Origin of the sequence: Vibrio ruber DSM 16370, from assembly GCF_900163965.1 — a bacterium.
Taxonomy (GTDB): Bacteria; Pseudomonadota; Gammaproteobacteria; order Enterobacterales; family Vibrionaceae; genus Vibrio; species Vibrio ruber.
Genome location: NZ_FULE01000042.1, coordinates 68,953 through 82,918 on the forward strand (window position 1 = coordinate 68,953; position 13,966 = coordinate 82,918).

The window sequence follows — 13,966 nt, forward strand, 5'->3', positions numbered from 1 at the left end:
GAAAATTACGACAAACGAGCACCATCACTTCATCCCCGATGGCCCTCAACAGACAATATCACACAGATATTGAGGGATTCGGGGATAACGTTCCATTATTTGGTAATGATTTCCGGCCCCATCAGTGTCGTCGGCAGCCAAGTTGAAACCCACGGCACGTAGGTGACAATCAATAAGAACAGGAACATGATCGCAACCCAAGGTAATGCAGCTTTCACGACATTGAGCATCGACATACGTGCCACCCCAGCCGTCACGAACAGGTTCAGCCCGACAGGTGGTGTAATCATCCCGATTTCCATATTCACCACCATGATGATCCCCAGATGGATCGGGTCAATCCCGAGCTGAATCGCGATCGGGAAGACCAGCGGTGCAACAATAATCAACAGCCCGGACGGTTCCATAAACTGCCCGCCAATCAGCAGTAACAAGTTGACGACAATCAGAAACGTGATGGGTCCTAAACCGGCAGAAAGCATTGAATTTGCGATCATCTGCGGCACTTGCTCTTCAGTGAGGACATGTTTGAGAATCAAAGCATTGGCAATGATAAACAGCAACATAATCGTCAGCCGGCCAGCTTCACACAGCGTTTTCTTGGTATCCGGATGGACAAATGTCTGCAACACTTTCACAACACCCGGCAACGTATTCTCCCGGTCAGCAAATGGCCCCATGTCTTTATAGACAAAGTTGGCAATCAGGAAGGCATAAACCGCAGCCACCGCAGCCGCTTCAGTCGGGGTGAAAATCCCCCCATAAATACCGCCCAGAATAATGACGATTAAAAACAATCCCCAGATAGCCTCACGTCCGGCAGCCATCAGTTCCCCCCAACCGACAAAGGGTTGTTTCGGGAGGTTCTTGACCCGGGCTGCAATATAAATAGCAACCATCAGCATCGCACCGGCGAGTAAACCGGGAATCACCCCGCCAAGGAACATCCGGCCGACAGAAACATCCGTTGCCGCAGCGTAGACCACCATGACAATTGACGGCGGAATTAAAATCCCCAGCGTTCCGGCATTACAAATCACCCCGGCGGCAAATCCTTTGGAGTAACCATTTTTGACCATCCCGGCAATCACGATACTCCCGATAGCAACAACCGTTGCAGGAGAAGAGCCCGACAGTGCAGCAAACATCATACAAGCCATGACCGAAGCAATAGCAAGGCCACCGCGGAACCAGCCGACCAGTGCAATTGCAAAGCGGATAATTCGTTTGGCAACCCCACCGGTGGACATAAAGCTAGATGCGAGAATAAAGAACGGAATCGCCAACAGTGTGTAGTGACCCGCAAAAGCATTGAATAATGTCTGGGCGACCGAAGCCAACGATGCATCCGAATGCAACATCAGAAATACAATACTTGATAAACCCAGTGAGACAGCGATCGGCACACCGATAAGCATCAGGGCAATCACCATTAAAAAGAGAAATAAAACAGCCATGATGATTACTCCTTGCGATCCGATGACGGCATTGATTTTTCAGAATCCGCATCAATGTCTTGCTGCAATTCTGACTTCAGTGTTTCTAACTCGTCTTCTCCCTCATGCGAGGCAATCAGACGATCCATCTTGCCAGTCAAAATCTGGTACGCGGCTTGCGTAAAACGCAATGTCAGGAGCCCCATCCCGATAGGCAGCGCCATATACGGAATAAATCGTGGCAATTTCTCGTAAGCCTCGCCTTCATTGAGCCAGTCGGCTAAAAACTGGAGGAACCCCGGCATCGGAATATCATCGGTTTCATACCAAGCCCGTTCGGTAATAAACGGATGCCAATAGTTCCACGACCCAATCAACAGCAGCACGGCAAAACTCAAACAAGCGAATGCTGATAGCACCGCGAAGGTTTTCTTTAGTTTTGCCGGAGCAATGTTAATGATCACATCAACACCAATATGAAAGTGCTTTTTTACCCCATAAGACGCACCAACCAGAACCATCCAGGCAAACATAAACACTGTCAGTTCAAGGGCCCACAGTATGTTGTCATTAAATACATAGCGACAGATGACATTGATAAACGTCAGTAAAGTCATCGTGCCTAAAAAGAATGCGATCAGAAATTCTTCAACCGAATCTGTAAAACGACCGACTTTAGAAAAGAAAGAATTGTCCATAACTATCTTCGCTCTCATTGTTATCATCTAGGTGCCCCACTCCGGTGGCGTGGGGCACATGTTTATAGCGTGACTACGACAGTTACTTCTTGTTTGCTGCGAGTGCATCTTCGATCAGATCATGACCGATATTTTTCTCAAATTTCTTCCAGACAGGTTTGAGCGCATCAACCCATTTCTGACGTTGAGCAGGTGTCAGCGTTCGCACCACACCACCGGCATCGATAATGTTCTGACGGTTGGTCAGGTTGACTTTAGTTGATTCAGCATTACGGGTCGCCGTGACTTCCTTGAGAATCTGTGCAAACTGATTGCGCACATCATCAGGCAGGCCGTCCCAGAATTTCGTTGAGGTCACCACGAGATAATCCAGAATGCCGTGGTTGGTTTCGGTAATACCGTCCTGAACTTCGAAGAATTTCTTACCGTAGATATTGGACCAAGTATTTTCCTGACCATCAATGACGCCGGTCTGTAAGCCACCGTACACTTCTTTAAACGACATCTTTTGTGGGTTAGCTCCCAACTGCTCGAATTGAGCGACCAGAACATCAGACGCCTGAACGCGGAATTTCAATCCTTTGGCATCTTTTGGATCAATCAGCGGTTTGTTGGCAGACAACTGTTTCATCCCGTTGTGCCAGAATGCCAAACCCTGCAATCCGCGGCGTTTCATGGCATTTTTCAGTTTATCGCCGGCAGCAGAGTTCTGGAAACGGTCAACCGCTGCAACATCGTCAAACAAAAATGGCAAATCGAAAATACGATATTTTTTGGTGAATTTTTCAAACTTGGAAAGAGAAGGGGCCGCGAGTTGCACATCGCCATTTAAAAGGGCTTCCAAGACTTTATCATCATCATACAGGGTTGAGTTCGGGAAAACTTCCATACAAACTTTTCCGTCCATCTCTTTGTTGACTCGCTTAGCAAGCAATGCTGCGGCAATCCCTTTCGGATGTTTATCCGTATTGGTGACATGGCTGAATTTAATCACGGTTTCACCCGGGTCACAGCCTTCGGAAGCCGCGGCATTAAAACTGGTCGCAGCAAGTATAGATACAGTCAGTAATGTGAAAGGCTTAAACATCTTTTTCTCCTTGTTATAGAAACTGAATACCTGCTTGGTATTCACGTTATTGACAACAAGGCAAATAACGAGCCAACACCCATCAACAAATAAAACAAATTAGTAACAACAGCAACTTAAGAGCAACATTGCTGTAAAACTGATCAATCCGTCAGGAAAACATCAGGCAAGAATGGGTGAAAAACCCTCCATCCCCTCCCGGCCAATGGGTCAGAAATGACACATCCCTGAACAATCTTACGTTCACTCAGGGATGGTCTCGGTCAGGAAAGAATGGTGATAAAAACTGAACGTCAGTTAAGGATAGACGTTAGCTTATGACGAACAGCTGATTTCGAGACATTTTCCCCATGCCGGTGGCTGCTCAGCATAGGATTCATACATCGGCTGCTCATCATAGGGAGCTCTTAAAACCGTAAGCAATTGCTCTAACGGCTGAAAGTCACCCTGTTCAGCAGCATCTATCACTTGTTGGGCAAGATAGTTACGGAGGATATATTTCGGGTTGACCTGACGCATCGACTGGCAGCGCTGTTCTACCGTATCCGACTCCTGCTCACAACGGGCAAGATACTGTTGTAACCACTGCTTCGCGGCATCCTGGTTCTCAAATAACGTCGTGACCGTTTCAAGCGGTTGGTGATCCAGCGATGAGAGCCGCCGGAAAAACAGTGTGTAGTCAACCCGGTTATCCGCCATCAGTCTAAACATCTCATCACACAGTTGACTATCCTCGTCCCGGCGCTGTTGTAATCCGAGTTTACTACGGAGCAAACGACTGTATTCCAGATTGAGCTGTACACTATAAGTTTGCAACACCACTTCCAGTTCAGCTTTATCAACCAGCGGCGTCAGTGCCTTCGCCAATGCAGTCAAGTTCCACAGACCGATCCCCGGTTGCATATCAAATGCATAACGCCCCTGATAATCGGAATGGTTGCAGATAAAATGGGGATCATAATCATCCAGAAACGCAAATGGGCCATAATCGAAGGTTTGCCCGAGAATCGACATATTGTCAGTATTCATGACCCCATGCGCAAAGCCGTACGCTTGCCAAAAAGCGATCATTTCAGCGGTTCGTTTGACAACTTCGCGGAACATCGCCAGATACACCGGCTCTCGCGGTGATTCTGATGAGGGTTCAAGTTCCGGGAAATGCCAGGCGATGACTTTATCGGCCAGCAAACGTAAGTCATCATGCTGCCCGGTATAGAAAAAGTGTTCAAAATGGCCAAAACGGATGTGCGTTTCTGCCAGACGAATCAGTAAAGCGCCCTGCTCAACGCGTTCACGGTACACGGGGGTATCACTGACCATCATCCCCAACGCCCGGGTGGTTTGATTCCCCAGCGCTGCCATTGCTTCACTGCACAGATATTCTCGGATGGTGGAACGTAACACCGCCCGACCATCCCCCATTCGGGAATACGGTGTCAGCCCGGCGCCTTTAAGGTGCACATCAAACCAACGCCCTTGCTGATCGGCAATCGCACCGAATAATAACCCTCGCCCATCCCCCAGTGCCGGGTTATAGACCCCGAACTGATGGCCGGCATACTTCATCGCCAACGGTTGAAAATAGTCCGGAACTTCACCATCGGAAAAGATCTGTAACCAGAGATCATCAGGCGTCTCGCTCAGACCAAAACTGGCAGCGAGCGGCGCATTCCAAGTCACCCAGTGAGGATTATCCACTGGTGTTGGCATAACCCGGGTGTAAAAGCTTTGCGGCAGCTCAGCATAACGGTGGCTGATCGGTAATTGTTGCCAAAGAGACATAAGGTGTTTCCGTTTCAATCTATCTCTGTCAACCTTACCAATTACCTGACTTATTTGCTAGGTTATTTCATCCATTGAGGGCGTGCAAGTCAGCATCGCTCCGGCAGATAAGAAAAAACTGCGTCAACTCCCCGCCTCTCAATCAGTATCAATTGCTCAGCGCACATTATCCAGCGCAAAAAAAGAGCGTACGAAATCGCACACTCTTTCTTCATGACTATCAGTTGAATCCCCGGGTCCCGAGCATTCACACAGAAGTCCTCATCTTCACTTAGTCATATTCAGCGTCGCCTTTCATCGCATTCGCGACCAATTCAGCCTTAGCACCCAATACAACCTGCAAGTCGGTGCGATTCAGCTTCACAACCCCGCTGGCACCCAATGCTTTGATTTTTACTTCATCGATCTGAGCCATATTGTTCACAGAAAGACGCAAGCGTGTAATACATGCATCAATTTGTTTCAGATTATCACGGCCACCCAAGGCTTGAATATATTCATCTGCCAGCGTCTGAATATCTTCAGAGGCTGCGGACGGACGGACTGTCGCTTCATCTTTTTCTCTGCCCGGGGTCGGAATATCAAACCAACGGATAGCAAAGTAAAAGATACAGAAATAGATCACACCGAAGCATAATCCCACCACCAGCAATAGCCCCGGTTTGGTTGCCAGTCCCCAGTTGATCACAAAGTCAAACAGACCTGCGGAGAAACCAAAACCATCGAGAATCCCCAGATAGTTGGTCACAACCAGCGAGATCCCGGTCAGTATCGCATGGATGATGTATAACACCGGTGCAAGGAACATAAACAGGAACTCAAGTGGCTCAGTCACACCAGTCAAAAATGCGGTTAACGCCACAGACAGCAAAATCCCGCCTACTTGCGGACGACGACTTTTCGGTGCGGCCATGTACATGGCAAATGCAGCACCGGGCAAACCAAACATCATGATTGGGAAGTAACCGGTCATAAATACCCCGGCTGATGGGTCACCCGCGAAAAAGCGGTTAAGATCGCCACGCGTCGTTTCGGTCGCAATACTCTGAATCACACTGCCGTCAATGGTTGAAATCGCACCACCAACACTTAATGTTTTCGCCACTTCAGGCGCAAGACATAAGTTATGCAACCCACCGACTAACTCGTAAGTGACTTTGGTACACTCACCCAATCCGAACCAGAAAATGGAGTTTAAAACATGATGTAACCCGACTGGGATCAGCGCACGATTTAACGTTCCGTAGACAAACTCTCCCCATGCACCGGAATGCGCGACGGTATGACCAAAAGAGTCGATACCATGTTGAATTGCAGGCCAGACAACACCACTGATACCCGCCAGAATGAGCGTTATCAGACCGGTCATAATCGGGACTAACCGTTTTCCACCGAAAAATGCAAGATAAGCCGGTAAACTGGTTTGATGAAAGCGGTTATAGACATGACCGGCAACGACCCCTGCAACGATCCCACCAAAGAATGACATATTGATATCCGCATTGATGGTTTTAGCCGCTTCCGTCAGCACCAGATATCCGACGGCGCCCGCTAAACCGGCAGCCCCTGCATCACCGCGAGATAAACCAACGGCAATACCAATGGCAAACAACAACGGTAACTGGCCGAAGATGGCACCGCCCGCCTGAGCCATAAATGCAATATTCAACATATCCGGTTGTCCGAGCCTTAATAAAATCGCGGCCACCGGCAAGATAGCAATCGGCAACATAATTGCCTTGCCAAGTTTTTGTAAATACCCCAGTACGTTCATTGCATCCTCCATCACATGATTCGTACATTACACAGACATCTTAATTCATCCAGTAAACTAAGACCTAATATATATGTCACAAAAATGATAATTTTGTAAAGCACAACGACATTTTATTTGCACTTAATCGAAAGTTTATTCAATATATAAATTAAGTCCACTTTAAACTCTGGTATTCTCAGGTAGTGATTTCCTCAGGCATGTATGAGCAAAACAGATACAAATAGGCCAGTGAACACGCAATCCCTGCGACGAGTCAGAGTGTCAGTATGATGCATGGAGAGAAAAAATGCGTTTATTACCTTTGCAAAACAAGCAACAAGTCGGCAACTGGACCGCACACTATATCGTTGAAAAAATCAAAGCTTTTCAGCCAACGGCCGAGCGTCCTTTTGTATTGGGCTTACCCACCGGCAGTACGCCACTGACGACATATCAGGCACTGATCCGACTCTATCAGGCTGGTGAAGTCAGTTTCGAACATGTGGCCACATTCAACATGGACGAGTATGTCGGACTGCCGCCGGAACATCCTCAAAGTTATCACCACTTTATGTTTGAAAACTTTTTTAACCATGTTGATATCCAGAAGAAGAATATTCACATTTTAAATGGCATGGCGCCTGATTTAGAGGCAGAATGTCAAGCCTATGAAGCAACGATTAAGCAGGTCGGTGGTATTCATCTCTTCTTTGGCGGTGTCGGCAGTGACGGTCATATCGCCTTTAATGAACCGGCCTCGTCTTTAGCATCGAGAACTCGCATCAAGACTCTGACCCAAGAAACCATCATTGATAACGCCCGTTTCTTTGACAACGATGTCAATCAGGTGCCGAAAATGGCGCTCACCGTCGGTGTCGGCACATTACTGGATGCCAAAGAAGTCTTGATTCTTGCCACCGGGCCGAATAAAGCATTAGCAGTTCAGGCTGGTGTTGAAGGCGCAGTCAACCATTTGTGGACCATTTCTGCTTTGCAGATGCATCCCCGGAGTATTCTGATCTGTGATGAACCGGCAGCAATGGAACTGAAAGTCAAAACATTACGCTATTTTCAGCAACTTGAAGCGGCTGAGATTGATAAATTTGGAGGAACAGAATAAATGTTCGCACTATGTCACGGTGAGATACTGACAGGCGATGAAAGATTACTGGATACAGCAGTGGTCATCAGCAAAGGAAAAATTCATGCTTTAGTTCCGATGTCAGAACTGTCTGAAGATATCCCCCGATTCGATCTGCATGGCCATATTTTGTCTCCCGGCTTTATCGACTTACAGTTGAACGGCTGTGGCGGCGTGATGTTCAATACGACACCGACCGTGGCAACGCTGGAGCACATGCATCTCACTAACCTGCAAACCGGTACCACCAGTTTTCTGCCAACCTTGATCAGTGACAGTGACAACGTCATTCGCCAAGCGGTAGAGACAACACGCCAGTACATGAGCCAATATCAACATCAGGTATTGGGGATGCATCTTGAAGGCCCTTATACCAATCCGGTCCGTAAAGGCATTCATCCGCTCCAGCAGTTACGTCAGCCAGACGATGACATGATTAATTGGTTGTCGGAACAGGCACCGTGGCTGAAAAAAGTCACTCTGGCACCCGAGATGAACCACAGCGAACATCTGAGACAATTGCATAAAGCCGGTATTGTTGTCAGTATCGGTCATACAGCAGCAACCTATGAGCAAGCCAACCAAGCCTTTGAACAGGGCGCAAGCTTTGCAACACATCTGTATAATGCAATGACCTCAATGGAGAATGGTCGTTCTCCCGGTGTTGTCGGGGCGGTCTTTGACCGTGATGACGTTTATGCCGGCATTATCGCTGATGGTTACCATGTCCATTGGGCAAATATCCGCACCGCGAAGAAAGTCATGGGTGAGCGGCTGTGTCTGGTCACAGACGCGACCGCTGCCGCAATGCCACCACCGGAGATGACTGAGTTTGATTTCTGTGGCACGCCGGTATTTATCCGTGACGGTCAGTGCGTCGATCAGAATGGTACGCTGGGCGGCTCCGCGCTCACTATGAATGAAGGGATTCGTCTACTGGTAGAACAGGCCGATATTCCGCAGGAAGAAGCCTTTCGGATGGCAACACTCTACCCGGCCCGAGCCATCAAAATGGATCACCTGCTCGGAGCGATCCGTCCCGGTATGATTGCCAATCTGACCATTCTCGATCCGGCTTATCAGGTGATTAACACGCTGGTCAACGGCGAATGGACAAAAGAGATGCACTAACAAGGACATGCAGTAAATGGTCAAACGTAGCAGACAAGTGACGAATCATGAGCAACTCAAACAGGTCAATGCGGCACTGGTTTATCAGTTAATTGACCAAAACGGGCCAATTTCCCGCGTCCGGATTGCTCAACAAAGTGCACTTGCACCTGCCAGTGTCACCAATATCACGCGTCAGCTACTGGCTCACAACCTGATTAGCGAGGTTGAACAACAAGCCTCAACCGGAGGACGACCGGCAATCTCGCTGACCACCAACCAACGGAATTTCTACTTTATCTCCTGCCGGTTGGGACGGGATATGATCCAAGCCAGCCTGATGGATTTATCCGGACAGATCCATCATGTTCAACAAACACCGATTGAGTCGCACGATACACAAGGCATTGTTGACACACTCCGCGATGAAATCTGTCAAATCCGCACTCAGTATGCGACACATAAGTTGATTGCGATTGCTATTACCATGGCCGGGCTGGTCGATCCCACATCCGGCATGATCCATTACTCTCCCAATCATAAAATTGCCGGCCTCAAGTTATCTTCAGCCCTGAAAGATCTGGCACTGCCAGTCTATATCGGCAATGACATTCGAGCCAGAGCACTCTCTGAATACTATCTGGGAGAAGCCAAACAGTGTGATGATTTTATTCTGATCAGTATTCATCACGGTGTCGGCGCCGGGATTATCACCGATGGTCAATTGCTGCTGGGTAAACATCGTCCGATTGGTGAAATCGGACATATTCAGATTGATCCATTCGGCCAGCGCTGCCACTGCGGTAGTTTTGGTTGTCTTGAGACCGTGGTTTCCAATCAAGCCCTGCTTGAGCAAACGAAAGAGCTGCTACAACGGGGCCATCAGAGTGTTTTATCTGCGGAGCATCTTACGATAGAACGCTTCTGCCATGCCGCACTTCAGGGTGATGCCGTTGCAACACATCTCATCAGACAAGCCGCGCAATACCTTGGTCGTGTGCTGGGGATGCTGGTGAATGTCTTCAACCCGGAAAAAATTCTGTTTGCCGGAGAGATGATTCAGACGGCCCCGGTCTTATTTCCCCTGTTGCTGGAACAAATCCAACGCCAGACCCTTCCTAGTTTTGCCGGAGATTTACGTCTTGAACAAGCGCGTTTTCAGCAACAGGACACGATTGGGGGGTATGCATTAATTAAGCGGGCCCTGCACGAAAGTAACCTGCTTCAACAGATCATGGCAGACGAGTAACGCGTTATACTAACGATTGAATGCAACAAAACTGCTCCAATTTAAATGACTGGATGTGCTCATCACATCATGATCAGCGATATTGCACATGATCCAGTTTCTCCATACGATGCAGTTCAGTCTTTAGGAAATCTGACATGAAAGAGTCTATGAAAATCATTCTCCTCCACGGTTTGTACATGCATGGTGTCGCGCTACAGCCGCTGCGTCAGCGATTAAATCAGCTCGGTTATACCACTGAGGTTCTCAGCTACAATACTGTCGCCATTGATGATGAGAAACTATTTAGCAACATTGATGCAGCGCTCGATGAGACCCATACCAATATTCTGGTCGGTCACAGTCTCGGTGGGCTGATGATCAAAAATTATCTCGCCTCCCGTCAGCCATCCACCACGCAGATTTCTCATGTGGTAACACTTGGTTCACCTCTTCAGGGGGCATCGATTATCGGCAAAATTCAGGCAATGGGCTTTGGCATGATTCTCGGTAATTCCCCCAATCATGGCTTGCAGCAACATCAAGATGAGTGGCGCTTTCCCCAAAAACTCGGCAGCATCGCCGGCACCGTTGCTTTCGGGTTTCGTCCGATGCTATTGGGGTATGACTCAGCATCAGACGGCACGGTCACCGTTGAAGAAACCAAAATCCCCGGGATGACCGATCATCTTGAAATTCGCTATACGCATACCACGATGCTGTACGCACAAACGCTTGCCTCACAAATTGATGGGTTTATCCGCCATGATCGTTTCCAACCAGAATCCTGAAACGCATCTGCTTGAAGCAGCAGCGATTGAAACGATTGAGCTGCCGGATGGCAGGCTACGCTATATAGACTCGCTCCTTACCGAGACGGATGCACTGTCACACGCATTGCAAAACTCACTGGACTGGTATCAGGGCGATGTCTACCTGTTCGGGCGCCATTATCATACTCCCAGACTACAATGTTGGTACGGTGACAAAGCATACACTTATTCAAAAGTTCGTCTGGAACCCACGCCATGGCCACCGCTATTGAAACAACTCAAGACAATTGTCGAAGACGTGTCAGGGTGCCCGTTTAACTCGGTATTGGGCAACTGGTATCAACACGGGCAACACAATATGGGGATGCACGCTGACAATGAACCCGAATTAGGCTCAAACCCGGTCGTCGCGATGCTTACCTTCGGTACGGCCAGACCCTTGCAGTTCAGACACCGTAACGGTGTAGACCGCTTCACTATCACTCCCACAGATGGTTCATTGCTGATTATGGAAGGTCCGATTCAGCATTACTGGCGACACGGCATCAACAAAAGTAACAAGGTCACCGAGCAACGGATCAGTCTGACATTTCGTCAGATCTTATCAGAGTGAATGGTTCCGGCACTGACCAGGCCCGGACAAAAAAATAGTTGTCAATTTATTGGTTGTCATCCCGCGTTTTTTGCCTGTATCTTTTTGCCATCGAATACAAAAGAAGACCGCCCCCGATGCAAAGACATGGACAGCCAATTACCAACCCGCAGCAGATCAACCGTTACTATCAGGCACTGATAGATAAAGATCCCAGCTATGTCGGGACTTTCTATGCCGGGGTCAAAACGACATCAATCTTCTGTATCGCCACCTGCCGGGCCCGCAAGCCAAAAAAAGAAAATGTTGATTTTTATCCGACATTCAAAGCGGCACTGGATGCCGGTTTTCGTCCCTGCAAAATTTGTAAACCGACCGAAAATGCCAGTGAAGCACCCTCGCCTGTCGCGCTGGCTATCGAGCTGATCCGCCGGCACCCGAAAGAAAAAGTGTCAGATAGCCAGTTGAGACAGCACCAGATACAACCGGAGATGGTGCGTCGCTGGTTTAAGAAAAACTATGGCATTACTTTTCATACCTTCCAGCGAATGTATCGTATCAATAATGCGCTGGTCGAACTCAAAGAAGGAAAGAAACTCATGGACACAGCCTACGACATGGGATATGACTCGTTGAGTGGATTCGGATATACGTTTAAGAAAGTTATGGGAAAATCACCAAGCCAAAGTAACAATAGTCAAGTCATCCTAATCAATCGGTTTACCACACCACTGGGACCAATGTTCGTCTGTGCAACCGATGAAGGCATCTGTTTGCTGGAATTCGTCGAACGACGTATGCTGGAAACGGAATTCCGGGATTTACAACGTTTATTAAAAGCAACCATTATCAATGGGGAGAATGACCATATTCGTCAGGCGAAACAAGAAATTGACGAGTATTTCGCAGGGACACGCAAGCAATTTGACGTGAGCATTCACTCACCGGGAACCCCCTTCCAAAAAGAAGTATGGCAAGCTTTACAGCAAATCGAATATGGCTCGACAGCGTCTTATCAGCAACAGGCGGAAGCGATCAATAAACCCACCGCAGTCCGGGCAGTTGCTTCTGCCAACGGGCATAACCGCATCGCCATTATTATTCCATGTCATCGTGTCATCGGCAAAAACGGCAAGCTGGTCGGTTATGCCGGAGGGCTCGAGCGTAAGCGTTGGCTGCTTGAACATGAGAATGCTCATCGTTGATTCTCTGTCGCCCAATCACTGAAAGTCACTTCAAGTCGCGCGTCGAGGTGAATATCCGTCCATAAAAAAACACCGAAGCAATCGGTGTTTTTCTATTCTGTCGCCAGCATCGGAGAAAAACTGGCACAAATGAGTTACTGCACGTTGTTGATCCAACGGTCTGACTTAAACCATTTGTTGTAAATCCGTTCATACGTCCCGTCACCACGGATCTGTTTTAAATAATTATTCAAGAAGTTGACAAATTCCATGTCTCCCCGACGAACAGCCCAGCCCAACGGTTCGAATGTGAACGCTTCATCCAGATGTACCACCTGTTGCGGATGTTGTGCCGCGTACATGGCGTTATAAGGCAAATCGTAGACGAAAGCATCCGCCCGGCCATTGGCAACCTGCAACACCGCATCGGCAGACGTATCGTAGAGATCTACCTTCGCTTGTGACAGATATTTCTTTGCCGCTTGTGCACCGGTCGTTCCCATTTGGGTCGTCACCGTATACTTGGCATCATTCAAATCCCGATAGCTATGAATTTTTCCCGCGAGCTTCGGTGACAGTAGAACGGTCTGGCCAATCTGCATATAAGCATCGGCAAACGATACTTTCAGATTGCGTTTCGGCGTCACCGTCATCCCTCCGATAAAGTCACATTTTCCGGTCTGCAATGCCGGGATAATACCATCCCATGCGGTATTGACCGGCACAAATTTCACATCGATCGAATGGGCCATATGTTTGGCAATATCGATATCAAAACCGATAAATCGCCCATCTTTACTGGTCATCTCAAACGGCACATAACCGGCTTCAAAACAGAATTTAAGCTCACCTGACTTTAAAATACCCTCAATGGTGGATGCGGTCGCGAGTGTCGTAGTGGCAGAAAAGGCAGCGGCGCCGACGAGCAGGCCGGTTAACAACCGACGCATTCCGTTCTTCAATAAATGAATTGTCATGATGAATCATTCCGTAACTTGTTGTGTTTTCAGTAATATTATTTTTTGAATCAATGAACAACACCATATCAGACCATGCCTGAAATCATGTCATAAATATGATGAGCACCGCATCATCAGGGAAAAAGGTCACAATTTCAATCCATTATCATTATATCTTATGTTCAAATATCGCTTCCGCGATATGAATATCTCCCCCCCC

The 13,966-nt window shown here is 48.1% G+C and carries 12 protein-coding genes and 1 pseudogene; 7 read left to right on the forward strand and 6 right to left on the reverse strand.

The features are described from left to right. Positions 1 to 95 precede the first annotated feature (95 nt). From VR7878_RS15165 to nagE, 5 genes are all read right to left on the reverse strand, one after another. Complete coding sequence (locus VR7878_RS15165) at positions 96 to 1,457, reverse strand: TRAP transporter large permease (protein WP_077336901.1); 1,362 nt, start codon at positions 1,455 to 1,457, stop codon at positions 96 to 98. A gap of 5 nt (positions 1,458 to 1,462) precedes the next feature. Next, positions 1,463 to 2,134 carry a TRAP transporter small permease gene (locus VR7878_RS15170; RefSeq protein WP_077336902.1) on the reverse strand — a complete coding sequence of 224 codons (672 nt, stop codon included), beginning with the start codon at positions 2,132 to 2,134 and terminating at the stop codon, positions 1,463 to 1,465. Positions 2,135 to 2,216: 82 nt separating this feature from the next. After that, positions 2,217 to 3,221 (reverse strand): TRAP transporter substrate-binding protein, encoded by a 1,005-nt coding sequence (locus VR7878_RS15175; RefSeq protein WP_077336903.1) that lies wholly within the window; start codon positions 3,219 to 3,221, stop codon positions 2,217 to 2,219. Positions 3,222 to 3,536: 315 nt separating this feature from the next. Continuing rightward, the gene (locus VR7878_RS15180; RefSeq protein WP_077336904.1) at positions 3,537 to 5,003 is read right to left on the reverse strand and encodes a protein adenylyltransferase SelO; all 1,467 of its coding nucleotides are present in this window, start codon (positions 5,001 to 5,003) and stop codon (positions 3,537 to 3,539) included. Positions 5,004 to 5,274: 271 nt separating this feature from the next. Beyond that, the gene (gene nagE / locus VR7878_RS15185; protein WP_077336905.1) at positions 5,275 to 6,777 is read right to left on the reverse strand and encodes an N-acetylglucosamine-specific PTS transporter subunit IIBC; all 1,503 of its coding nucleotides are present in this window, start codon (positions 6,775 to 6,777) and stop codon (positions 5,275 to 5,277) included. 289 nt (positions 6,778 to 7,066) lie between these two features. Between nagE and nagB the strand changes: the two genes are divergently transcribed. The 7 genes and pseudogenes from nagB (at position 7,067) to VR7878_RS21560 (ending at position 12,808) form a co-directional block, all read left to right on the forward strand. Beyond that, positions 7,067 to 7,879 (forward strand): glucosamine-6-phosphate deaminase, encoded by an 813-nt coding sequence (nagB, locus tag VR7878_RS15190; RefSeq protein WP_077336906.1) that lies wholly within the window; start codon positions 7,067 to 7,069, stop codon positions 7,877 to 7,879. Then, positions 7,880 to 9,031, forward strand: a complete 1,152-nt coding sequence (nagA, locus tag VR7878_RS15195) for an N-acetylglucosamine-6-phosphate deacetylase (RefSeq protein WP_077336907.1) — start codon at positions 7,880 to 7,882, stop codon at positions 9,029 to 9,031. 16 nt (positions 9,032 to 9,047) lie between these two features. Next, positions 9,048 to 10,259, forward strand: coding sequence for an ROK family protein (locus VR7878_RS15200; RefSeq protein ID WP_077336908.1), 1,212 nt, complete (start codon positions 9,048 to 9,050; stop codon positions 10,257 to 10,259). A 149-nt stretch (positions 10,260 to 10,408) separates the two neighbouring features. Continuing rightward, positions 10,409 to 11,029 carry a PGAP1-like alpha/beta domain-containing protein gene (locus VR7878_RS15205; protein WP_077336916.1) on the forward strand — a complete coding sequence of 207 codons (621 nt, stop codon included), beginning with the start codon at positions 10,409 to 10,411 and terminating at the stop codon, positions 11,027 to 11,029. Continuing rightward, positions 11,004 to 11,624 carry an alpha-ketoglutarate-dependent dioxygenase AlkB family protein gene (locus VR7878_RS15210; RefSeq protein WP_159440478.1) on the forward strand — a complete coding sequence of 207 codons (621 nt, stop codon included), beginning with the start codon at positions 11,004 to 11,006 and terminating at the stop codon, positions 11,622 to 11,624. The genes VR7878_RS15205 and VR7878_RS15210 overlap by 26 nt, the downstream gene beginning before the upstream one ends. 116 nt (positions 11,625 to 11,740) lie before the next feature. Beyond that, a pseudogene (locus VR7878_RS21555) lies at positions 11,741 to 12,277 on the forward strand (bifunctional transcriptional activator/DNA repair enzyme AdaA); the annotation flags it as partial. Then, complete coding sequence (locus tag VR7878_RS21560) at positions 12,269 to 12,808, forward strand: methylated-DNA--[protein]-cysteine S-methyltransferase (RefSeq protein ID WP_370737094.1); 540 nt, start codon at positions 12,269 to 12,271, stop codon at positions 12,806 to 12,808. The pseudogene VR7878_RS21555 and the gene VR7878_RS21560, both read left to right, overlap by 9 nt. Before the next feature lie 134 nt (positions 12,809 to 12,942). Here VR7878_RS21560 and VR7878_RS15220 read toward each other — a convergent pair whose 3' ends face one another. Beyond that, positions 12,943 to 13,737: a transporter substrate-binding domain-containing protein gene (locus VR7878_RS15220; RefSeq protein ID WP_077336917.1), complete on the reverse strand. Its 795-nt coding sequence runs from the start codon at positions 13,735 to 13,737 to the stop codon at positions 12,943 to 12,945. Positions 13,738 to 13,966 lie beyond the last annotated feature (229 nt).

What these genes read in the sequence shown, in the direction of transcription:
- VR7878_RS15170 (WP_077336902.1), bottom strand. Translation starts at nt 2,134, where the DNA reads ATGGACAATTCTTTCTTTTCTAAAGTCGGTCGTTTTACAGATTCGGTT.
- VR7878_RS15165 (WP_077336901.1), bottom strand. Translation starts at nt 1,457, where the DNA reads ATGGCTGTTTTATTTCTCTTTTTAATGGTGATTGCCCTGATGCTTATC.
- nagE (WP_077336905.1), bottom strand. Translation starts at nt 6,777, where the DNA reads ATGAACGTACTGGGGTATTTACAAAAACTTGGCAAGGCAATTATGTTG.
- VR7878_RS15210 (WP_159440478.1), top strand. Translation starts at nt 11,004, where the DNA reads ATGATCGTTTCCAACCAGAATCCTGAAACGCATCTGCTTGAAGCAGCA.
- VR7878_RS15175 (WP_077336903.1), bottom strand. Translation starts at nt 3,221, where the DNA reads ATGTTTAAGCCTTTCACATTACTGACTGTATCTATACTTGCTGCGACC.
- VR7878_RS15180 (WP_077336904.1), bottom strand. Translation starts at nt 5,003, where the DNA reads ATGTCTCTTTGGCAACAATTACCGATCAGCCACCGTTATGCTGAGCTG.
- VR7878_RS15220 (WP_077336917.1), bottom strand. Translation starts at nt 13,737, where the DNA reads ATGCGTCGGTTGTTAACCGGCCTGCTCGTCGGCGCCGCTGCCTTTTCT.
- VR7878_RS21560 (WP_370737094.1), top strand. Translation starts at nt 12,269, where the DNA reads ATGGGAAAATCACCAAGCCAAAGTAACAATAGTCAAGTCATCCTAATC.
- VR7878_RS15200 (WP_077336908.1), top strand. Translation starts at nt 9,048, where the DNA reads ATGGTCAAACGTAGCAGACAAGTGACGAATCATGAGCAACTCAAACAG.
- nagB (WP_077336906.1), top strand. Translation starts at nt 7,067, where the DNA reads ATGCGTTTATTACCTTTGCAAAACAAGCAACAAGTCGGCAACTGGACC.
- nagA (WP_077336907.1), top strand. Translation starts at nt 7,880, where the DNA reads ATGTTCGCACTATGTCACGGTGAGATACTGACAGGCGATGAAAGATTA.
- VR7878_RS15205 (WP_077336916.1), top strand. Translation starts at nt 10,409, where the DNA reads ATGAAAATCATTCTCCTCCACGGTTTGTACATGCATGGTGTCGCGCTA.